This window comes from Candidatus Kosakonia sp. 282A-S69, from assembly GCF_029433855.1.
GTDB classification, from domain to species: Bacteria; Pseudomonadota; Gammaproteobacteria; order Enterobacterales; family Enterobacteriaceae; genus Kosakonia; species Kosakonia cowanii_A.
The window spans coordinates 1,679,247-1,701,168 of the sequence record NZ_JAROAU010000003.1; the positions used below are offsets into that span (position 1 = coordinate 1,679,247).

General features: G+C 57.8%; 20 protein-coding genes. 13 read left to right on the forward strand and 7 right to left on the reverse strand.

Annotation, left to right across the window (positions count from 1 at the left end):
* The first annotated feature begins 212 nt into the window (after positions 1 to 212).
* Both PU683_RS13645 and PU683_RS13650 read left to right on the forward strand, forming a co-directional pair.
* Positions 213 to 1,811, forward strand: a complete 1,599-nt coding sequence (locus tag PU683_RS13645; protein WP_277172284.1) for an ABC transporter substrate-binding protein — start codon at positions 213 to 215, stop codon at positions 1,809 to 1,811.
* Between the two features lie 9 nt (positions 1,812 to 1,820).
* Positions 1,821 to 2,054, forward strand: coding sequence for a YdcY family protein (locus PU683_RS13650; RefSeq protein ID WP_277172286.1), 234 nt, complete (start codon positions 1,821 to 1,823; stop codon positions 2,052 to 2,054).
* A gap of 44 nt (positions 2,055 to 2,098) precedes the next feature.
* Here PU683_RS13650 and PU683_RS13655 read toward each other — a convergent pair whose 3' ends face one another.
* Together PU683_RS13655 and PU683_RS13660 are read right to left on the reverse strand one after the other, a co-directional pair.
* Positions 2,099 to 2,548 carry a DMT family transporter gene (locus PU683_RS13655; protein WP_277172287.1) on the reverse strand — a complete coding sequence of 150 codons (450 nt, stop codon included), beginning with the start codon at positions 2,546 to 2,548 and terminating at the stop codon, positions 2,099 to 2,101.
* Entirely contained in the window at positions 2,545 to 3,063 is a 519-nt protein-coding gene (locus tag PU683_RS13660; protein ID WP_277172289.1) for a GNAT family N-acetyltransferase, read from the reverse strand. Before PU683_RS13660 ends, PU683_RS13655 begins: the two co-directional genes overlap by 4 nt.
* 37 nt (positions 3,064 to 3,100) lie before the next feature.
* Between PU683_RS13660 and PU683_RS13665 the strand changes: the two genes are divergently transcribed.
* The 3 genes from PU683_RS13665 to PU683_RS13675 all read left to right on the forward strand — a co-directional run bounded on the left by PU683_RS13665 (position 3,101) and on the right by PU683_RS13675 (position 5,693).
* A complete protein-coding gene (locus PU683_RS13665) occupies positions 3,101 to 3,676 on the forward strand; it encodes a helix-turn-helix domain-containing protein (protein WP_277172291.1) in 576 nt (191 codons plus the stop codon).
* Between the two features lie 67 nt (positions 3,677 to 3,743).
* The gene (locus PU683_RS13670) at positions 3,744 to 4,781 is read left to right on the forward strand and encodes an NADP-dependent oxidoreductase (RefSeq protein ID WP_277172292.1); all 1,038 of its coding nucleotides are present in this window, start codon (positions 3,744 to 3,746) and stop codon (positions 4,779 to 4,781) included.
* A 255-nt stretch (positions 4,782 to 5,036) separates the two neighbouring features.
* Positions 5,037 to 5,693 (forward strand): GntR family transcriptional regulator, encoded by a 657-nt coding sequence (locus PU683_RS13675; protein ID WP_277172294.1) that lies wholly within the window; start codon positions 5,037 to 5,039, stop codon positions 5,691 to 5,693.
* A 278-nt stretch (positions 5,694 to 5,971) separates the two neighbouring features.
* Here PU683_RS13675 and PU683_RS13680 read toward each other — a convergent pair whose 3' ends face one another.
* Together PU683_RS13680 and pqqU are read right to left on the reverse strand one after the other, a co-directional pair.
* Complete coding sequence (locus tag PU683_RS13680) at positions 5,972 to 6,202, reverse strand: hypothetical protein (RefSeq protein ID WP_277172296.1); 231 nt, start codon at positions 6,200 to 6,202, stop codon at positions 5,972 to 5,974.
* A gap of 8 nt (positions 6,203 to 6,210) precedes the next feature.
* Positions 6,211 to 8,325 (reverse strand): TonB-dependent receptor PqqU, encoded by a 2,115-nt coding sequence (pqqU, locus tag PU683_RS13685; protein WP_277172298.1) that lies wholly within the window; start codon positions 8,323 to 8,325, stop codon positions 6,211 to 6,213.
* A 265-nt stretch (positions 8,326 to 8,590) separates the two neighbouring features.
* On the opposite strand from pqqU, the gene yncE reads away from it, so the two are divergent.
* Entirely contained in the window at positions 8,591 to 9,652 is a 1,062-nt protein-coding gene (gene yncE, locus PU683_RS13690; RefSeq protein ID WP_277172300.1) for a 7-bladed beta-propeller protein YncE, read from the forward strand.
* A 186-nt stretch (positions 9,653 to 9,838) separates the two neighbouring features.
* Here yncE and PU683_RS13695 read toward each other — a convergent pair whose 3' ends face one another.
* Positions 9,839 to 10,573 carry a metallophosphoesterase gene (locus tag PU683_RS13695; RefSeq protein ID WP_277172302.1) on the reverse strand — a complete coding sequence of 245 codons (735 nt, stop codon included), beginning with the start codon at positions 10,571 to 10,573 and terminating at the stop codon, positions 9,839 to 9,841.
* 105 nt (positions 10,574 to 10,678) lie between these two features.
* On the opposite strand from PU683_RS13695, the gene bla reads away from it, so the two are divergent.
* The 7 genes from bla (at position 10,679) to PU683_RS13730 (ending at position 19,971) form a co-directional block, all read left to right on the forward strand.
* Positions 10,679 to 11,548, forward strand: coding sequence for a class A beta-lactamase (bla, locus tag PU683_RS13700; RefSeq protein WP_277172303.1), 870 nt, complete (start codon positions 10,679 to 10,681; stop codon positions 11,546 to 11,548).
* A gap of 542 nt (positions 11,549 to 12,090) precedes the next feature.
* On the forward strand, positions 12,091 to 13,878 hold the full coding sequence (gene treZ, locus PU683_RS13705; RefSeq protein WP_277172305.1) for a malto-oligosyltrehalose trehalohydrolase: 1,788 nt from the start codon (positions 12,091 to 12,093) through the stop codon (positions 13,876 to 13,878).
* Between the two features lie 41 nt (positions 13,879 to 13,919).
* Positions 13,920 to 16,385, forward strand: a complete 2,466-nt coding sequence (gene treY, locus PU683_RS13710; RefSeq protein WP_431190958.1) for a malto-oligosyltrehalose synthase — start codon at positions 13,920 to 13,922, stop codon at positions 16,383 to 16,385.
* A 63-nt stretch (positions 16,386 to 16,448) separates the two neighbouring features.
* Positions 16,449 to 18,524, forward strand: coding sequence for a glycogen debranching protein GlgX (gene glgX / locus PU683_RS13715; RefSeq protein WP_277172309.1), 2,076 nt, complete (start codon positions 16,449 to 16,451; stop codon positions 18,522 to 18,524).
* A 141-nt stretch (positions 18,525 to 18,665) separates the two neighbouring features.
* A complete protein-coding gene (locus PU683_RS13720) occupies positions 18,666 to 19,097 on the forward strand; it encodes a hypothetical protein (protein WP_277172311.1) in 432 nt (143 codons plus the stop codon).
* Positions 19,087 to 19,638 (forward strand): RNA polymerase sigma factor, encoded by a 552-nt coding sequence (locus PU683_RS13725; protein WP_277172313.1) that lies wholly within the window; start codon positions 19,087 to 19,089, stop codon positions 19,636 to 19,638. The genes PU683_RS13720 and PU683_RS13725 overlap by 11 nt, the downstream gene beginning before the upstream one ends.
* Positions 19,639 to 19,665: 27 nt before the next feature.
* On the forward strand, positions 19,666 to 19,971 hold the full coding sequence (locus PU683_RS13730; RefSeq protein ID WP_277172315.1) for a hypothetical protein: 306 nt from the start codon (positions 19,666 to 19,668) through the stop codon (positions 19,969 to 19,971).
* On the opposite strand, the gene PU683_RS13735 is transcribed toward PU683_RS13730, so the two are convergent.
* Both PU683_RS13735 and PU683_RS13740 read right to left on the reverse strand, forming a co-directional pair.
* A complete protein-coding gene (locus PU683_RS13735; RefSeq protein WP_277172316.1) occupies positions 19,972 to 21,300 on the reverse strand; it encodes a glycoside hydrolase family 10-like protein in 1,329 nt (442 codons plus the stop codon).
* An 86-nt stretch (positions 21,301 to 21,386) separates the two neighbouring features.
* Complete coding sequence (locus PU683_RS13740) at positions 21,387 to 21,845, reverse strand: DUF943 family protein (RefSeq protein ID WP_277172318.1); 459 nt, start codon at positions 21,843 to 21,845, stop codon at positions 21,387 to 21,389.
* Positions 21,846 to 21,922: the final 77 nt, after the last annotated feature.

Below are 21,922 nucleotides of genomic sequence, written 5' to 3' on the forward strand. Positions count from 1 at the left end.
AAGCGCAAAACCATTGAATTCTCGACGCATTGAGCGCATCGACCCCTCACGACGGCCAAAATACGCCCTACCGTAAATTTTCTCATTAAGCATGGTGGATATTTCAGCAAAAACAACCGCTTTAGCATAACTTGATAGAGATTGGTTATTTGCCAGTTCGCCCGGCCTGTGCTGAGATTACAATTCCATATAAAAATAGAAGGCTCCTGCACATGACTACAGGGAAAACACTGCTCGCGCTGGCGTTGAGCACACTTTTACCGGCAAGCGCCGCGTTTGCGGCTTCCAACGACACACTGATCTACTGCTCCGAAGCGTCCCCGGAATCCTTCAACCCGCAAATTGCCAGTTCTGGCCCGTCGTTTGTCGCCAGTTCGCAGGTGCTCTATAACCGGCTGGTGACGTTTGATCCGGTGAAAAATACCCCGGTGCCGTCGCTGGCGACGGAGTGGAAAGTCTCCGACGATGGCAAAACCTGGACCTTTACGTTGCGCCAGGGCGTCAAATTCAACAGCAATAAATATTTCAAACCGACGCGCGACTTTAATGCCGATGACGTCATCTTTTCCGTTATGCGTCAGATGGATGCCAAACATCCCTACCATAACGTCTCGCAAGGCAACTATGAGTACTTCACCGATGTCGGGCTGGATAAGCTGATTAAAGTGGTGAAGAAGGTGGATGATAACCACGTTCAGTTCGTGCTCAATGAACCGAACGCTGCCTTCCTTGCCGACTGGGGCATGGACTTCGCGTCGATTCTTTCGGCAGAGTATGCCGACGCGATGCTGAAAAAAGGCACGCCGGAGAACGTCGATAACTGGCCGATTGGTACTGGCCCTTACGCGTTGCAGCAGTACAAAACCGATGCGCTGATCCGCTATATCGCCAACCCGAACTACTGGGACGGCCCGGTGCCGACTAAGCACCTGATCTTCTCCATCACCCCGGATGTGCAGACGCGGCTGGCAAAACTGCAAACCAACGAATGCCAGATTATTCCCGCCCCGGCACCGGTGCAGTTTGAGCAGATCAAAAAGAATAAAGATTTAACCCTGCATACGGTTGAAGCGCTCAACGTTGGCTATCTGGCGTTTAACACTGAGAAAAAACCGTTCGATAACGTGCTGGTGCGCCAGGCCCTGAACTACGCCACCGATAAAAAAGCGATCGTGAATGCGGTGTTCCTGGGCTCCGCCAGCGTGGCGAAATCGCCGCTGCCGCCGAACATGCTCGGCTATAAAAAAGAGCTGCCAGAGTACAGCTACGATCCCGAAAAAGCGAAAGCGCTGCTGAAACAGGCGGGGCTGGAGAAGGGCTTTGAAGCGACGCTCTGGTCGATGCCGGTGCAGCGCCCCTATAACCCGAACTCGCGCCGTATTGCCGAGATGATCCAGAGCGACTGGGCGAAAGTGGGCGTCAAAGCGAAGATTGTCTCCTACGAGTGGGGCGAATACCTCTCCGGTATGCGCAAAGGCGAGCACGACACCGCGCTGTTTGGCTGGATGTCCGATAACGGCGATCCGGATAACTTTGCCGATACGCTGCTCGGCTGCGACAGCGTGAAGACCGGCTCCAACGCCGCGCGCTGGTGCGACAAGCCGTATGACGATCTGGTGAAAAAAGCGAAGCTGGTGAGCGATCCGGCGGAGCGTGCGAAACTGTACGGCCAGGCGCAGGAGATTTTCTATAAGCAGGCGCCGTGGATCCCGCTGGCAAACGGCAAGACCTTCTACGCGACGCGCAGCAATGTCACCGGCTACAGCGTCAGCCTGATGGGCAGTGATTTTTCCAAAGCGAAGCTGAATTAAGGAGAGGGTATGTCACATCTTGATGAGGTTATCGCCCGCGTCGACGCCGCCATTGCCGACGGGGCAATTATCGGCATGAACGAACTGCTGGTTATCCTGAGCGAAGATGGCGAACTGAGCCGTGAAGCGCGTTACGAGCAGCAGCAACGTCTGCGCAACGCCATCGCCCATCATGGCCGCCAGCATAAAGAGGATGCGGAGGCACGACGCGAGCAACTCACCAAAGGTGGCACTATTCTCTGACACGGCATTAACCAAACGGGCCGCCTGGCCCGTTTTTTTACCCTTTAAAACTGCCGCCGGGCGACCAGCCAGGCGCCAATCACCAGTAACACCGCGCCGCACACCGGGCCAATTAATGCCCGCAGCGCCACGCCTTCGCTCTTCACCACATCCATCACCAGGCCACCAATAAGCTGGCTGGCGATCAGCACGGCGATGGTGGTGGCCGCGCCAACGTGTTGATAGCCGCTAATGCTGGCGAAAACGAAGAAAGAGCCAAGCAGGCCAGGGATCAACGTCCACCATTTGACGCTGGCGACCAGCTCCTGAAAACCAGCGATGCCCTGTTTGATCAGCAGAATCGAGACAAACAGCACAATACCGACCAGGGAGTTGAGCAGCATGGCAATCAGAATGGTTGAGGAGGATTGCGTAATGCGCACCATCAACATGTTCTGGACAACCAGCCCGATACCGGCAGCAACCAGAAAAGCGAGGGACAGCGACTGGTTCATGCTGGCGCGTCCGGATCGGTACGGTTATCGAGCTGGAGCTGCATAAAGGTGAGATCCAGCCAGCGGCCAAACTTGGTGCCGACCTGCGGCATCTGCCCGGTAATGGTGAAACCGAGCTTCTGGTGCAGATGAATCGAGCCCTGATTTTGCGCCTCGATGCCGGCGACCATCACATGTTTACCGATGCGCTTCGCCTCCTCAATCAGCCGCGCCATCAGCGCCAGGCCAAGGCCTTTGCCCTGGTGATCCGGGTGGACATAGACCGAGTGTTCAACCGTGTGACGAAAACCGTCGAACGCGCGCCAGTCGCCAAAGGAGGCGTAGCCCGTGACAACGCCGTTCTCTTCGCTCACAATCACCGGATAGCCGAGCTGGGCGCGTGCCTCGAACCACGCAACGCGGTTATCGACATCCACCGTTTGATCATTCCAGATCGCCGCCGTATTGATCACGGCATGGTTATAAATTGCGGCAATCGCCGCGCAATCCTCTTTCACGGCATAACGAATCGGCATGGTTGAACCCCTGATCTGTACACTATAGTATGACGCTATGAATACTATCTCAGACAATATAAATCAACGAATCAGTGCGCGAATTCGCCTTGAGCGCGAGTCGCGCGGCTGGTCGTTGACGGAACTCGCTGAACGCGCGGGCGTGTCGCGGGCGATGATCCATAAAATTGAGCGCGCGGAGAGCAGCCCGACCGCAGCGCTACTGGCGCGCATCTGCGGTGCGTTTGCCATCAGCATGTCGACGCTGCTTGCCCGGGCGGAGATGCAGGAGGGCAAGCTGCTGCGCTTTGCCAGCCAGCCGGTATGGCGCGATCCGCAAACCCACTATCTGCGCCGCCATGTCTCGCCGCGCAGCGACCTGCCGATTGATTTAGTGCAGATCGAGCTGCCGCCCGGCAGCGATATCCCGATGCCTGCCTCCTCCTATGCGCTGGCACGCCAGCTTATCTGGCTGCAGGAGGGGTGCCTGGTGTTTCTCGAAGGTGAGACGCGCCATGAGATGCAGCCTGGGGATTGTCTGGAATTGGGCCCGCCGAACGACTGCCGTTTTATCAACGAAACTCTTGAGCCGTGCCGCTATCTGGTGGTGCGTCTCAATCATGCTGCCACGTAATGCCAACGCGCAGGGGGCGTTAACCGTCTACTATCATTAGTCAGTCCACACTGCACAGGAGAGCAAAATGAACCAACATTCACACCGCAACCGCCGCTGGGTACTGGCTTCGCGTCCGCATGGCGCGCCGACCGCAGAGAATTTCCGGCTGGAGGAGGATGGGGTCGCCTCACCGGGTGAAGGCCAGGTGCTGCTGCGCACGGTCTACCTCTCCCTCGATCCCTATATGCGCGGACGCATGAGTGATGCGCCGTCCTACTCGCCACCGGTCAAAATTGGTGAAGTGATGTGCGGCGGCACCGTCAGCCGCGTCGTAAAATCGCAGCACCCCGATTTCGCCGAGGGCGACTGGGTTCTCGCCGGTAGCGGCTGGCAGGATTACGACATCGCCAGCGGTGACAGCCTGGTAAAACTGGATAGCAACATTCCGCACCCTTCGTGGGCGTTGGGCATTCTTGGCATGCCGGGCTTTACCGCCTATATGGGCTTGCTGGATATCGGCCAGCCGAAAGAGGGCGAAACGCTGGTCGTCGCCGCGGCAACCGGGCCGGTTGGTGCAACGGTCGGTCAGATTGGCAAAATCAAAGGCTGTCGCGTCGTGGGCGTGGCAGGAGGCAGCGAGAAGTGTCGTCATGCCGTTGAGGTGTTAGGGTTTGATGAGTGTATCGATCACCATGCCGACGATTTTAGCGACCGTCTGGCGAAGGCCTGCCCGCAGGGCATCGATATTTACTATGAGAACGTCGGCGGCAAAGTATTTGATGCCGTCCTGCCGTTATTAAATACCTCGGCGCGCATTCCGCTCTGTGGTCTGGTGAGTGGTTATAACGCTACCGACCTTCCGGAAGGCCCGGATCGTGTTCCATTATTAATGGCGACGATTCTGAAGAAACGTATTCGGTTGCAGGGGTTTATTATCATGCAGGATTATGGTCACCGGCTGCATGAATTTCAGCAGGAGATGACCAACTGGCTGAAACAGGATCGCATTCACTACCGCGAGCAGGTTATAGAGGATCTTGAGCAGGCACCCGAGGCGTTTATCGGCTTACTTGAGGGAAAAAACTTCGGTAAGGTTGTGGTAAAAGTAGCCTCAGAAAACTAAATAAAAAAATGGCGGTAAAAACCGCCATTTTAAATTGGGCATTTTCGCGAAAAACGGCTTTAATTATACATGCATAAGGAATTGTTGACCTTGTGGAGGCAGTCCCTGGTAGTCGTGCATAATAAATAACTTTTTGTTCTAACTTTACGCAATAACCCAATACCAGGCATGCACTTATAAAATATATCTTTTAGGCATAACCACATGGACACGCTACCAGGCTGAGAAAATAAAGAATTTATACAGGATGCAAACATGCTTGATTTGGAGAAAGCGCAGCGAACAAGTCTGACCATGCAAGTTGAGGCGAGTTTAAAGAGTGCGCTTATTGTCGGGGCTCTGAGACCCGGCGCCCGGCTTATCACGAAGGAAATCGCCGATCAGCTAGGTACGAGCATTACACCGGTTCGTGAAGCGTTACTGCGATTGGTTTCCGCAGGCGCGCTGCATGCCACGCCGGCGCAGGCTTTTCTCGTACCGGAGGTGAGTGCGGAACGCTATAACGAAATCAATCAGATTCGTAAAAACCTTGAAGGCATGGCCGCGCGAGCTGCCAGCCAGAACATGACCAGCGATAAGCTGCGCGAACTGCGCACGCTGGCGATTAATGTTGATGAAGCGATGAAAAGCGGCAACACCGAGCAGGCGTTACAAGCCAATCGCGTGTTTCGTTTCAGCGTGTATGCCCACGCCGGGATGCCGACGCTCACCGCCTTAATTGAGCAGCTATGGGTGCGAATTGGCCCCTGTTATAACTATCTCTACCCCTCATCTGAACACCTGATGCGCGTGCAGCATTACCACGATCTGCTCTGTGCATTAGAAGAGGGCGATGCATTTGCCAGTGAGCGCGCCGTCTGGCGAGCCATTGACGAAGGCTCAACTATTGTACACAGACAGTTTGAACGCTAAGTGATAATTCACTGTCTCGATAATTCATGAAAAATATTGATGCACCCCGGTAATAATTTGCGAATGGGGCGCATCAATATCACATTTTTGACAATAATCTTCTCACTCTCAATCCGCCGCCGGGTAAGCAATATAAACGGAGTAGAGAGCTGTCGGTGGGATTCGGTGTGACGCTTTTCTGGTCGCGTTTGCCACTACTCTCCGCGTACGCGTTTTAAAAAAATTAGCGGCGTCTATGAATAAATAATATTGATGCACAACATCAATATTGAACGATTTCAGTTGAAATGAATTACCTGAATTATTTTTATGGCGAGGGTAAAAAAGGCCAGGCCATCACGAACGATCCCTGCCACGCCTTTGCGTTTACCACCTGGACGGAGGTCAATGAACGAACGTAAAAGGATGAGCAATATCGCCCTCTGGTGCGCGCACCGCTGGCCAATTTCTGAAGCAGGAATGAGATAAAAAAAGCCCGGCGCATGGTGGCCGGGCTTTTTATTGCTCACGGTGTGGCTTAATTAAACTGGTAAGCCACCGATAAGCCGACACCGTAGTTACGCCCCGGTGCGGGTTCGTAGTAACGATTATTGGATTCGTTGACGATCACCGACCCGACATAGTTACGGTCAAAGAGGTTATCAACGCGACCAAAGAGATCCATCATCCAGTTGCCGTAGTTGAACTTATACCCGGTGTTAAGCCCGGCTAGGGTGTAGGAGGGAGCTTTGGCGCTGTTCTCATCATTGGCCATGATATTACTCATATAACGCACATCCGCTCCGGCATACCAGCCTTCCTCCGGCATCCAGCCGAGAGAAGCAAAGCCCATATTGCGCGCGATGCCCGGAATACGGTTGCCTTCGCAGGAGGCATCACCACACACTTCGCTGCGGTAAGTCGCCTCCAGCCATGTCCATGCCGCTTTCGCGCGCCAGTTCCCGGCGAACTGCTGATCGACCGAGAGTTCGACACCCTGACGACGCGTTTTCCCGGCGTTTTTATAACTGGTTCGCCCGCCGCTGCTGCTGTCGGCGACAATTTCATTATCGGTATCGGTGCGGAACAGCGCTGCCGTCAGCAGACCATTGCCAATGCGGGTTTTGCTGCCGATCTCCAGCGTGTTGTTGGTCGCCGGTTTCAGCGCGAAGTTCAGCCCGCTCTGGTCACCGGAGCGGTAAGAGAGTTCGTTAATGGTTGGTGTTTCGAAACCGCGTCCGGCGGCGGTGTAGATATTCCACGCCGGGGTCACGGCATATTTCAGCGAGGCGGCCGGGAGCCACTTGTGGTAACTCGCATCACCGCTGTCATCGCCATTCTGCGCCGTCACATAGTGGTCGTTGGAGTCAAACCAGACCGAGCTGTAGCGCACACCTGCATCCAGCGACAGTTTCTCGGTAAGCTGCCAGGCCGTTTGCAGATAGGGGTCGACGTTCCACATCAGATTGCGCTCATTACGACGCAGATTCCCTTTCTGCCCATACTCTGGTGTGGTGCCACTCATGATGAAGTTTTCGTACCCTTTACGCTCTTCGCTCATGTTTTCATAGTTCAGACCGGCGGTGAAGGTCATCGGCACGCCCAGCTCACCTTTGTGCGTCCAGCGCGTATCGATGCCCTGGTAGTGACGGCTCAGATTGATCACTCCACCCGCGTGGGTCGGTTTGAGCTGCGGCGCGCGGGGAATGGACTGGAACTGCGTGGTTTCGCGCTCACCGGCATACATCATCACGCTGAGATCGTCGCGCTCAGTCAGTTGACGCTCATAGCGCAGTCCGGCCTGGGTCTGCTTGATGGTTTTGCGCGTATGAAACGCATCAGCGCGCGGCGACTGGCGCGGATTGGCCCGCCACTCTTCACGGCTCAGCCCGCCCGCATCGTCCGCTTTGATATCGACGCTGTTAAAGATGAGGTTCAGTTTGCTGGCTTCATCAATGCGCACGCCCAGTTTGGCATTAGCAAGATTTTTGCGCGCGCCGCTGCGATCGCGATAGCCATGAGTAACAAAGCGGGTGGTTGAGGCGGTGTAATCCACATCACCTGCGTGAGTGCCGTCGCCCATGGCGCCCGTGGCTTTCATGCCATAACGCCAGCTACCAAAGCTGCCATAATAGCTGCTCGCTTCCACGGTTGCCGGTTCACGTCCGGTCTGCGTCGTCACGTTCATCACGCCGCCGGAGGCATTACCGTAGAGGGCAGAGAAGGGGCCGCGCAGCACATCAATATGCTCCACGCTGTTGAGATCGATATTGGAGGTCTGCCCCTGACCATCCGGCATGGTGGCGGGGATCCCATCCACATAGAGGCGAATGCCGCGCACGCCATAGGTTGAACGGGAGCCAAAGCCGCGAATGGAGAGTTGCAGATCCTGGGCGTAGTTCTGGCGGTTCTGCACCTGTAACCCGGGCACGCTGCCCATTGATTCGGAGAGATTGACACGCGGCGCAGCCTGGCGAATATCATCGCCCTGAACCACGCTAACCGCGGCGGGGCTATCCAGCTCCGAGACTGCCTGCGGCGCAGCGCTGACGATCATGGTTTGTTCACCAGAGGCCGCCCAGGCGGAAGTTGAGAGTGCAACAGGCAGCAGCAAAACGGGCAGCGTTACCTTTGTAACTGAAATGATTTTCATGACGGAACCGAGTTAAAAGAGGAGCAAAAAAAGAAAAACGCGGCAACATGTTAATGGATATGTAAATTTTTTGAAAATGTTGAACGCACGTTAGGTTAAGTATGAGTCTATATGACGGCAGAAATTTTGCCGCGAAGGGCGATTAAGACTCCACATTACGAACATAAATGATTACTATTCTCACCTATAACAATAAACGAAACCGCAGTTTCGTGCACTGGATGCATGTGAAAACGTAATCATAATTTCAACAAAGGGAGTCGTTATGTCTTTAGCTCATTTCTCTCCGTCGCGCCTGCACCGCGCGCTGTTCCTCGGTTCGTTGCTGCTGGCAGGCTCGTTTAGCGTTCACGCTGCCGAGGAGATGCTGCGTAAAGCGGTCGGTAAGGGGGCGTATGAGATGGCCGTCAGCCAGCAGGAGAACGCACTATGGGTCGCCACCTCGCAGAGCCGCAAAACCGATAAAGGCGGCGTCATCTATCGCCTCGATCCGGTCAATCTCTCCATCACCCAGGCCATTCACAGTGATGTAAAACCCTTTGGCGCGGCGATCGATCAGCAGACGCAAACCCTGTGGTTTGGCAATACGGTGAATGGCTCCGTCACCGCCGTCGATGCAAAAACTGGCGACATCAAAGGCCGCGTGGTGCTTGATGCGCGTAAACGCTCCGACAATGTGCGCCCGCTGAGCCCGCGGGAACTGGTGGTAGACGACTCCACTAATACGCTTTACGTTACCGGCGTGGGTAAAGAGAGCGCGATCTGGGTGATTGATGGCGCGGCAATGACGCTGAAAAGCACCATCGCCAACACCGGCACTTACAGCACCGGTCTGGCGCTGGATGTAGCCGCTAAGCGTCTTTACAGCACCAACGGCGATGGCGAACTGCTGACCATTGATACCGCTACGAATAAGATTATCGAACGCAAGAAGTTGCAGGATGACGGGAAAGAGCACTTCTATCTCAACCTGAGCCTTGATACTGCCAATCACCGCGCCTTTATCACCGATTCGAAAGCGGCGGAGGTGCTGGTTGTTGATACCCGCTCCGGCAAGGTGCTGCAGCGCGTCGCCGCTCCGGAATCGCTGGCGGTGCTGTTTAACCCGGCGCGCAACGAAGTCTATGTCACGCACCGCGAGGCGGGCAAAGTAAGCGTCATCGATGCGAAGAGCTACAAAGTCACCAAAACCTTTGATACGCCGACGCACCCGAACAGCCTGGCGCTGTCGCCGGATGGCAAAACGCTCTACGTCAGCGTGAAACAGGCATCGAGCCGCGAAAAAGAGGCCACGCAGCCGGATGAGATCATCCGCATCGCGCTATAACAGCCTGATGCCTCAAGCTCCCTGCGGGGAGCTTTTTTATCAGAGAAGCGGCATTGCCGCTGTGTAATGCAATAAACCCGGCGTCACTGGCAGCTGGCTGGCGCAAATCGACGTTGAAGAGAGCCGGGACAATTATGTCAAACTCGCCCCGATCGCTGCCGCCTGGCAGCAGTGGACGCCCCGACGTTAAGCCGCTACGCCGATCAAATGGCTGACCCGGCTCGTCGCGCTAATATCGTGAAGCATCAGCGAAACGGGATCGGTCATCGGTGGAACGTTTTTCTCATCCAGCAGCAGCGGATTCGCCGGGCAGATTGAGCCGCAGCCATAAGCGGCCACACCAGCGAAGGCAGACGCCATCGCGCGGTGCACATGCCCGCAGCAGATCGCCAGCGGTGGGTGCGGCAGGCGACTGATAAGCGCCGCCAGCGCCGCGCCACCTTCGCACATTGCTGCATCCAGCGGCGCAATGCCGCTCGGGAAGAGGTGCTGATGCAAAAACAGCATTGCCGGGTGCGCCGCGTCGCGCAACGCCTGCTCCAGCCACGGCAGATGGGGCGTGATATCGCCGCCACTCTTACCGGTAACCGTCACATCCACGCCAATCAACGAAACGCCTGCAACCCTTTCATTAAAATGCAGCGGTTTATCGGCTGAATATGCTGCCAGCTGCGGCATGCTGGCGCACATCACCGCTTTATCATCGGCATTGCCCGCCAGTAGCAGAGTGCGGCAGGGCAAGCGGCTGAGCTGTGCGGCGATGTCGCGATACCCCGCCGCCCAGCCATCGTCTGCCAGGTCACCGCTCACCACCACGATATCGGGCGGGAAGGCGATCAGCCACTCAATAGCAGCACGCAGCCGCAGAAGATTGTCGTTATCCGCAGCGGCGTGAATATCGCTAAGTTGAGCAATGCGCATCGTGTCCCCTGATGAAATGAGTTTGCACTCAGCAGTATGGCAGTGCCGCGCCATCAGGCATAATCCGGCAGATATAATATTCACCCCATAAAAAGGATTACCGCTATGCATCTGCCTGCTAAATCTTTTATTGCACTGCTGCTGCTCGGCGCGTCAGCCGCCAGTGCCGCCACCATCGATTCGGCGACCCTCACCGCCATTGCCCGCTTGCAGGAGGAGAAGCTGCACGCGCGCATCGGGATCGCGGTAATCGATACCGCCTCCGGCAAAAGCGTTAGCTACCGTGGAGAGGAGCGTTTTCCGCTCAACAGCACCCACAAAGCGCTGCTCTGCGGCGCGCTGTTGAGCAAGGTCGATCAAGGCGAGCTCGCGCTCAGCGACACGACGCAGTTCAGCCAAGAGGCGCTGGTTGACTATTCGCCCGTTACCAGCAAATTTGTCGCACCAAAAAGCATGAGCTGGCAGCAGGTGTGCAGCGCGGCAATTAGCTACAGCGATAACACCGCCGCCAACCTCGTGGCAAAGAAACTGGGTGGGCCGCAGAAAGTCACCGCCTGGTTTGCTGATTTAGGTGACAACGTCACGCGACTCGATCGCAGCGAGCCTGAGTTAAACAGCGCCGTACCTGGCGATCTTCAGGACACCACCACGCCGCTCGCCGTCAGCCGCACACTGGAAAAACTGACGCTCGGCAATGCACTCAAACCCGAAAGCCGCACGCAGCTGGTGCAGTGGATGCGCGATGATAAAGTCGCCGACGCGCTGCTGCGCGCTTCGCTGCCCTCCGGCTGGAAAATTGGCGACAAGACCGGCGCAGGTGCCCACGGTTCACGCTCTATTATCAGCGTCGTATGGCCGAAAAAAGGGCAGCCCATCATCGTCTCTGTCTACATTACGCAAACAGAAGCCACGCTGGCGCAAAGTAACGATGCCATTGCACGCCTCGGCAAAAGCATATTTGAGGCAACACGCTGACGCTGTGGGCAGAGGTAACGAGAGGCTTAAGTGAACCTTTATCTCTGCCATCGACACGACCACGGCGAGAGAAATAACGTCCACCCAGCTTTGCTACAGATCCAACGGTTCCGTTTAAGCCACTCTGTTGTGCCGATAAACGCTCACCTTCCAGCGCCGGTCGTTGAGCGCTGAAGCCCTGTATCGCGCACCCAATGGGGGCTTGCAGAAGGCTGGCAAGGATCTTTGCCAAAGGCAGAAACCCCATGAGCAATGCGGGAATACTTCCCTGTGTCGCTCCTCTCTTCTGTATGTTTCATCGCTTTCCGGGTGAAGGGCTCGATTAAAAGGGTGAGTGAGGCGAGCGTGAGCCTGCGCTGGGTGGCAAGAGCCCCTCCGCGCGGCAAGCGGAGGTCGACAGGCAGGAGGATAAGCAGAGACAATCGCTGCCGTCGCCCGCTATACAGCGCTGTACCGGGGGACGTACAGCGCCAGGCGTCGCCCATCGGGTTGCGAATTATCGACTATGATTGTTCATCGTGGCATCGTGGAGAGGTAATTGCATGGCGACCAAAACGTTTTCAAAAACATGGGGTGCAGAGCGACTGGCCGATGGCGCGGTTCGCTTTCGTTTATGGGCCACCGGTCAGCAGAGCGTAACGCTGCGTCTTGACGGCCAGGAGAAGCCAATGACGCGCAGCGAGGAGGGCTGGTTCGAAACTACCGTCTCTCGCGTGAACGCAGGTGCGCAGTATCAATTTGTCCTCGCCGACGGTATGGCGATCCCCGATCCCGCCTCGCGCGGCCAGCTGGCAGAGGTGAACGGCCCGTCGCTGGTTATCGATCCTGACAGCTATCAGTGGCAACACGGTGACTGGCAGGGCCGCCCGTGGGAAGAGGCGGTGGTATACGAATTACACATCGGCACCTTTACGCCGCAGGGCACCTTTCAGGCGGCGATCGAAAAATTACCTTATCTCGCTGAACTTGGCGTCACCATGATTGAGGTGATGCCGGTCTCGCAATTTGGCGGCACCCGCGGTTGGGGCTATGACGGCGTGCTGCTCTATGCGCCGCACTCTGCCTACGGCACACCGGATGATTTCAAAGCTTTTGTTGATGCTGCCCACGGCTATGGCCTGTCGGTGGTGCTTGATATCGTGCTTAACCACTTCGGGCCGGAGGGCAACTACTTGCCGCTGCTGTCGCCCGATTTCTTCCACAAAGAGCGGCAGACGCCGTGGGGCGCGGGCATCGCTTACGATGTTGACGCCGCGCGCGCCTACATTGGCGAAGCACCACTCTACTGGCTGCATGAATACAACCTCGACGGCCTGCGCTTCGACGCCATCGACCAGATTGAGGACACCAATGAGCCGCATATTCTGGTCGACATTGCCAAACGCATTCGCCAGGAGATCACTGACCGTCCGATCCATCTCACTACCGAAGACAGCCGCAATATCGTCTCGCTGCATCCGCGCGATGAATCCGGCACCGCCACGCTCTTCACCGGCGAGTGGAACGATGATTTCCACAACGCGGTGCATGTTTTCGCCACTGGCGAGACGCATGCCTATTACGAAGATTTTGCCGACAGCCCGGAAAAATGGGTGGCGCGCGTGCTGGCTGAAGGCTTTGCCTATCAGGGCGAAGTGTCGCAGCACGCGGGCGAGACGCGGGGCGTCGACAGCACCCGGCAGCCGCCGGTGGCGTTTGTCGACTTTATCCAGAACCATGACCAGGTGGGCAACCGCGCGCAGGGTGAACGTCTGATCTCGCTGGCCGGTGCCGACCGCACCCGCGTGATGCTCGCGACGCTGCTGTTGTCGCCGCATATTCCGCTGCTGTTTATGGGCGAAGAGTATGGCGAAACCAATCCGTTCCTCTTCTTTACCGATTTCCACGGCGACCTGGCAAAAGCGGTGCGCGAAGGGCGCACGCGAGAGTTTGAAGGCCACGCCGGGCATGAAGGGGAAGATGTGCCCGATCCGAACGATCCGCAAACCTTTACACGCTCCCAGCTCGACTGGACGCGCCCGCACAGTGTGGAAGGGCAGCGCTGGCTCGCCTTCAGTCGCGAACTGCTGGCACTGCGCCAACAGCATATTGTGCCGCTGTTACGCGGCGCAACCCGTCAGCAGGGAGAGGTTATCGCCACCGCGCCCGGTTTTATCGCCGTGCGCTGGGCGCTGCCGCAGGGCACGCTCTCTATGGCACTGAATATCGGTTCGGCCAGCAAGCCGCTACCGGAACTGCCGGGCGAAACCCTTTTCGCCTGGCCTGAGGCGGGTGCCGAACTGGCGCAGAATGCCATTATTGTTCGTTTATCGCAGGGAGAAGCCGAGTGAGCACGCCAACCGCAACCTACCGCCTGCAGTTTCGTAACGGCATGACCTTTGAGCGTGCCGTGGCGCTGGTGCCCTATATCAAAAAATTGGGCATCAGCCATCTGTATGCTTCACCGATTTTTACCGCTACCTCCGGCTCCACACACGGGTATGACGTCACCGACGCTAACGAGATCGATCCGACGCTCGGCGGACGGGAAGGGTTCGACAAGCTGGCTCAGGCGCTGAAAGCCGCCGGGCTGGGGTTGATCCTGGATATCGTGCCAAACCATATGGCCGCCTCGCTGGAGAACGCCTGGTGGCGGGATGTGATTGCAAAGGGCGAAAAGAGCCCGTGGGCGCGCCATTTTGATATCGACTGGTCGCGCCGCCTGACGCTGCCGTTCCTCGGCGAGGATTTTGACGCCGTGGTGGAGAAGGGCGAGCTGAAAGTGGAAGCCGACCCGCAAACCGGTAAGCCCGCATTTGTCTACTACGAGAGCGTTTATCCGCTGGTAGAAGAGAGCTGGCAGGGACGCGAGCAGGAGATTCTCGGCCTCACCGATGCGGCGAAAATCGCCGAGCTGCACGCGCAGCAGCCCTGGCGGCTGATGAGCTGGCGCGATGCGGCCAGCGATCTCTCCTATCGCCGCTTCTTTGAAATCACCGGCCTGGTGGGGATGCGGGTGGAAGATGAACAGGTGTTTGATGACACCCATAAACTGATCCTCGAACTGGTGCACAGCGGTGCGGTTGACGGCCTGCGCGTCGATCACGTCGATGGCCTTGCCGACCCGCGCGGTTACCTGATGCGCCTGCGGCAAAAAGCGGGCGAAGCGTGCCACATCACCGTTGAGAAGATCCTCGGTAAAGGTGAGCACCTGCCGGATGACTGGCCGGTCTCCGGCACCACCGGATATGAGTTTATCGCCGCACTCTCCGACGTACTGGTCGATGATGAGAATCTCGATGGCCTGCGCGCGGCCTACGATCAGGTGGTCGGTAAACCGGTTGATATGAAAGCGGAGCTGCGCTCGGCGAAGCTGCTGATGGTCAATCGTAACTTCGCCGGCGAGTTTAGCGTGCTGCTGCGCCTGGCCGCTGAGATCGCCCGGCACGAAGCCTCCGCACCCGCAGAAGAGGCGCTGCGCCAGGCGTTGCGCGAGCTGCTGATCGCTTTCCCGGTCTACCGCACCTACGGCACGGCGCAGGGTCTGCCGCCTGCCGATCTGGCGCTGCTGCAAAAAGTGGTCTCGAAGGTGCAGGCCAGCAGCTTTGCCCCGGAGCCGACCGCGCTCGACTTTATCACCCGCATTTTGACCGGCGATCTGCCCGCCAGCGCGCGCGATGATGCCGCCCGTTTCCGCACCCGCTTCCAGCAGCTGACCGGGCCGCTGATGGCGAAATCGGTGGAGGATACGCTCTTCTTTCGCCAGAACATGGATCTCGCCCTCAACGAAGTGGGCGCTGAGCCGTTACGGCGTAACTTCTCGCTTGCCCGATTCCATCAGGAGATGCAGACAAGGCTTGAGAAGCAGCCCGATGCGCTCTCCGGCACCTCGACCCACGACACCAAGCGCGGGGAGGATGCACGCGCCAGGCTCTACACCCTGACGGAAGCCCCCGCGCGCTGGGCCGAGTGCGTTGCGCGCTGGCGTGAAATGAACCAGGCGAAAGTGAGCATGCTGGAGGATGGCCCGGCCCCGCGCCCAGCGGTGGCATGGATGATCTACCAGGCGCTGGCCGGTGTCTGGCCGGTGACGTTGCAGCCGGATGATGCGGAAGGGCTGAAAGCGCTGGAGGATCGCTTTGTCGAGTTTGTTGAGAAGGCGCTGCGTGAAGCGAAACAGCGCACCGACTGGGTCGACAGCAACGACGCCTATGAAAGCGCGGTGCTGGACTATGTTCGCCATCTGCTTTCGCCGGATAATCAGCCATTTTTACAAGACTTCACCACATCTTTGCTGCCATTTATTCGCGCCGGGCTGGTGAATAGCCTGACCCAGACGCTGATCAAGCTGGCCGCACCGGGTGTACCGGATATCTACCAGGGCAGCGAAGCGCTAAATTTCAGCCTCGTCGACCCTGACAACCGCCTCGAGCCGGACTACCCGGAACTGGAGCGCCTGCTTGATGCCCAGGAGCACGCCGACCCGCGTTTGCAGGAGGGGTGGTCGAGCGGTCAGCTCAAGCAATCCTTTATCGCGCGCCTGCTGCATCTGCGCCAGGAAAAACCGGCGCTCTTCCGTCACGGTGAGTATCTGCCGCTGAATGCCGACGGCGAGCAGGCGGATAATGTCATCGCCTTCGCGCGTATCGATCATGATGATGCGCTGATAGTGCTGGCGCCGCGTCTGCTGTTCGGCGCGCTGGAGGATAGCCTGAACGGTGCGGTGATTCCGTTACCGGAGCGGCTGGCGCATCGCCATTACCGGGATATGCTTAGCGGAGAGGATGTGTTGCTTAACGATCGTGTCAATTTACGCACGATAGGCGGTTTTACGTTTGCAGTACTGGTCAGCGCATAAAACGACTTTATGCGTCTGGTTGGGTTAAGTCAGGTGACGCTCTAAATGAGAGAAAGAGGGATCATGTCTAACGGTAAGCCTTATCACATCACGGCGGGGCACGGCCAGCAACTCGGTGCGAATTACGACGGCGAGGGCGTGAATTTTGCGCTCTTTTCAGCTCACGCTCATCGCGTGGAACTCTGCTTGTACGATCCCAGCGGCAAAGAGGAGATTGCCCGCCTGGATCTGCCGGAATATACCCATGAAATCTGGCACGGGTATGTCCCCGGCCTGAAACCGGGAGCCCTTTACGGCTACCGTGTGCATGGCCCATACGACCCGGAAAACGGTCATCGCTTCAACCCCAACAAGCTGCTGGTTGACCCGTACGCGCGGGAGCTGGTGGGTGATATCGAGTGGAACGAAGCACACTTCGCCTACGATCTGCTCCACGAAGATAAAGATTTAACCTTTGACGAGCGCGACAGCGGGCCATTCACGCCAAAATGTCGGGTTATCGATCCCAACGAGTTTGACTGGCAGGATCAAAACCGCCCGAACATTGCCTGGCCGAGCGCCATCATTTATGAAACCCACGTTAAGGGCTTCACCCAGCTCAATCAGGCTATTCCGCAGGATCTGCGCGGCACCTTTGAAGGGATGGGGCACAAGGCGACGGTTGACTATATCAAGAGCCTTGGCATCACCTCTGTAGAGCTGCTGCCGGTACACTGGTTCCCGGACGATCAGCACCTGCTTGATAAAGGGCTGCACAACTTCTGGGGCTACAACACCCTCGGCTTTTTCGCGCCCGCCTCGCGTTACTACGGCCCGCGCGGCATTCAGGGCTTCCGCGACATGGTGCGCGCCTTCCACGATGCGGGTATCGAAGTGATCCTCGATGTGGTCTATAACCACACCGCCGAAGGGAACGAGCTGGGCCCAACGCTCTCCTTTAAGGGGATCGATAACTTCTCTTACTACCGCACGCTGCCAGACCAGCATCGTTACTACATCAACGATACCGGTACCGGCAACACGGTGAACACCTCCCATCCGCGCGTCCTGCAGATGGTGACGGACTCCCTGCGCTACTGGTCGGAATCGATGCATATTGACGGTTTCCGCTTCGACCTCGGCACCATTCTTGGCCGCGAGCCGGAAGGGTTTGACCAGCGCGGCGGCTTCTTCGACGCCATCACCCAGGACCCGGTGCTGTCGAAGCTGAAGCTGATTGGTGAACCGTGGGATATCGGCCCTGGCGGCTACCAGGTTGGCGGCTTCCCGCCGGGCTGGGCGGAGTGGAACGACAAATACCGCGACACGCTGCGTGAATACTGGAAAGGCGATAACGTCTCGACCGATTTCGCTGCCCGTCTGCTCGGCTCCGGCGATCTCTACGATCTGCGCGGGCGCCGCCCCTGGGCGAGCGTCAACTTTATCACCGCCCACGACGGTTTTACGCTTAACGACCTGGTGTCGTATAACGAAAAACATAACGAGGCGAATGGCGAAGATAACAACGACGGTCACAATGACAACCGCTCCTATAACTACGGCGCGGAAGGCCCGACCGACGATGAAGGCATCAACGCCGTGCGCGAGCGCCAGAAACGCAACTTCCTCGCCACGCTGCTCTTCTCCCACGGCACACCGATGCTGCTGGCGGGCGACGAGTTTGGCCGCAGCCAGTCCGGGAATAACAACGGTTACTGCCAGGATAGCGAGATCTCCTGGGTACACTGGGACACCCTGAACGGCGCGAATGAAGCGCTGCGCGAGTTTACCCGCCAGGTGATTGAACTGCGCACCGCCCAGCCGCTGCTGCGCCGGGAAAACTGGCGCGACGGGATGGAGATCAAGTGGTATAACGCCGGCGGCGGTGAGCAGCTGCCGGAGCAGTGGGAAGAGGGAACCACCCTCGGCGTCTATATTGGCCGCGCCGATCTGCAGGAGGAGGAGGGCATCTGGCACGACGTGCTGATGCTGTTCAATCCGTTTGAAGGCAATGTACCGTTCCGCATTCCGCAGTTTGGCGAAGGGGGCTGGGTACTCGAGTTAACCACTTCCGATACGGTGAAACGCGGGATTGTTATCACTAAAGAGAAGGATTTCGAGCTGGAAGGCCGCAGCATCGCGCTGTTCCGCCGCCCGTAACACTTTCCTGCTACTCCGCACGTTTTCAGGCGCACCCGTTGCGCCTGTTTTTTTATTTCACTTTTTTAGCAATATTTCCCGCGCTCATTCGTCTACTTCATCACAGGCATTTATTCGCTAATCTGATGAGGAAGAAAAACAATGAGAGATTTTCATATGAATGAACGGCAGCATGGCTTTGGTCGCCATCGCGGCGCGAAGCCGCTGATCATTGGCGCTGCGCTGTTTGTGGTGCTCGGCCTGGTGGTGATGTCGCTGTGGAACGCGCTCTTACCGGCGATCCTCGGGGTGAAGAGTATCGGCTTCTGGCAGGCGCTCGGTATTCTGGTGCTGTCGCGCATTCTCTTTGGCGGCCTCGGTTTTCGCCCCGGCATGTTCGGCATGGGCCGCGCCCACCGGCGCATGCATGAGCGCTGGATGGCGATGACCCCGGAGCAGCGCGAAGAGTTTGTTGAGCGACGCCGCGAGGGTTTTCGCCGCCACGGTCACTGCGGCTGGCACGAACGCCGCGGCGAGCCGGAGCAGCAGCGTCCGAACGCGGGTGAGCGCGATGACCCGCGTCATGACGACTGACTCCGCGCTTGTCACGGCGCTGAACGCCTGTCGCGCAAGGCTGAAGGCCTTTATCCGCAGCCGCTCGTCGGTGAAAGAGGAGAGCGAAGATATCCTGCAGGAGATCAGCTGGCAGTTAATCAAGGTCGAGCAGCCGGTGGAGAATGTCGCCGCCTGGCTGTTTCGCGCCGCCCGTAACGAGATGACCGACCGGGCGCGTAAAAAGCGGGAAGTGCCGTTATCGGGGCTGTTTGCTGAGGGGGAAGAGGAGGCGGAATTCGTTGAGGATGAGGTGGCCGAAACGCTGTTTGGCGTCGCCCGGACGCCGGAGGAGGAGTATCTTAAGGGGCTGTTATGGGAGGAGCTGGGCCAGGCGCTGGCAGAGCTGCCGGATGCCCAGCGTGAGGTATTCGAAAAAACCGAGCTGCAGGGTTACACTTGCAAAGCCCTGGCGCAGGAGCTGGGCGTCAGCGTGCAGACCCTGCTGTCGCGCAAGCATAAAGCGGTGCTCTATCTGCGCGCGCGGATGCAAACGCTCTATGACGCGCTGACCGGGGAGTAACGGACGGCTACCACTAAGGAGAAGAGCGTGACGGATGAGGAGTTGAAGCGCCTCGTGCATGATAAAAGCGACTACCGCAAGCGGCTGGATCTGATCGCCCGCCTGCAACAGGAGCAGAGTGCGCGCAGCACGCAAGCGCTGGTCACGCTGGCGAAAGAGGATTTTGTCTTCGCCGTTCGCCATGCCGCGTGGGAAGTGCTGAGCACGCGCGGCGTGGCCCTGAAAGCGCCACGGCTCCGCTCACCCTTTGCGGACTGGCTGGAGAGAGTGTTGCACCGGACAGGGCGCTTTTTCAGCGTCATCACCGATTACTGGTGGTTCTGGCACTGGTAATCACCGCCCCCAGCGCCCCTGTAAATAGTCCACCGCCTGGCGCGTCTGCGGCTGCGTCAGGTAACCTTCGCGGAACAGGATGGTCCCCGCAATCCCCGGCAGGGTTTCATTCATCTCAATCTGCTTTCTCAGCTCCGGCACGCCGCCGTCGCGCGTCCACTCCGGCTCCATTCTGGACGGCTCGCCCACTTTATAGAGCGCCACGCCAATATAGAGCTTCGTGTTGGTCGGTTTCACCACCTGCGCCCACCACTTCGCCAGCACATCGTAGCGCGCGGCATCGCGGGTAAAGGGCCAGTAGATCTGCGGCGCAATATAGTCGAGCAGCCCCTGCTGCACCCAGCGGCGGGTATCGGCAAAGGACTCGTCATAGGCTGCCGCACCGCGCGTCTCCGAGCCTGCCGGATCGAATGAGCGGTTACGCCAGACGCCCGCCGGGCTGACGCCAAACTGCACGTTAGGGTTAAGCTGCTTGATGGTGCGCGACACCTGCTCAATCAGCAGTTGCGTATTGTGCCGCCGCCAGTCGGCTTTGGCGGCAAAACCCTGCCCGTACTGGCGAAACGTCTGGCTGTCATCCAGCGCCGAACGGGCCGTTTCGCTGTAGAAGTAGTCATCAAACTGCACGCCATCCACCGGATAGCGCGCCACCACTTCGGCGACAATGCTGGTGATCCAGTCGCGCACCTCCGGAATACCCGGATCGAGCACATAGCGGTCGCCGGCGGTGCGGATCCACTCCCGGTGCAGAACAAAAATCGACGCCGGGCGCAGGGAGAGGGTGCGGTTAAGCTCCGCGACCGTAGAGGGTCTGGTATTGGTCGAGACGCGGTAAGGGTTAAACCAGGCGTGCACCTGCATGCCGCGCTTGTGCGCTTCATCAAGAATAAACTGCAGCGGATCGTAACCGGGATCCTGACCAATTACCCCGGTAAGGGTATCGGACCACGGCAAAATTTTTGAGGGCCACAGCGCGGTAGCGTCCGGTTTCACCTGGAAGAAGATCGTATTGATGCCGAGACGTTGCAGCTTATCGAGCTTCGCCGTCAGCGCAGCTTTCTGCTGCTCAACGCGCAGCGCCGGGCTGAGGGTCACCGAGTTGATGGGCGGCCAGTCAAGACGGGAAACTGTCGCCAGCCAGATGCCGCGCATGGTTTGCGGCTGACTCAGTCCGCCATCGGGTAGCGGCTGTTTGCTGACCGGCGGGTTGGGCGTTACAAGGGATTTCGGCGGTTTCGACGCACAGCTGGCAAGCAGCAGGGCAGCCATCAGCGCAGCCATCCTTTTTAAGCGGCCTGTCCGGGTAACACAACGCGGGTGTGTGGTCATAGGTTTCTGTTTTTCAGCGAGATACGGGGCAAATACATTCTGGTCGGATTACCGGGTAAGTCAAACAATTCGGTGTGTGAATATATCTAGCGAACGCTAAAGGTCTCATGCACACGCTTCAGGGTGCCGTCCGGCGTCTCCTCATAGCTTATTTCACCAAAGCTATAAACGGTTTTCTTGCCCGGATAAATGAAGATCAACATCGCCATATCGTGATAGATGCAGTTTTCCGGCGTGCTGATATCGGTAAAGCAGGTGTAGTCATCAATACTTCCGTCGCGGGTGCCCGTCGGCAGGCGATCGTAGCGATCGAAGTTCATGATCATCACCATGGCGTTACCGGGGCGCACCAGCCGGGGAAACTGCTTTTGCAGCGCCGCGCGGTTATCGCGCCACCAGGTCACTTTGCCTTTCTCGCTCAACGGCAGGTTCTTCACGTAGAGCGCGCTATCATCGGCTCTGATCACCTGCGGCGTGCGCAGAAACAGCCATGCCAGCCAGACCATGCCGATGAGCGCCAGCAGTATGACCGTTTTCTTCACCATATTCCCAACCTCTCCCTGTTATGTGAATTCGCATTCTCACCCGCCCGCGCGTGATGTCAATCGCGGCGGCACACTTC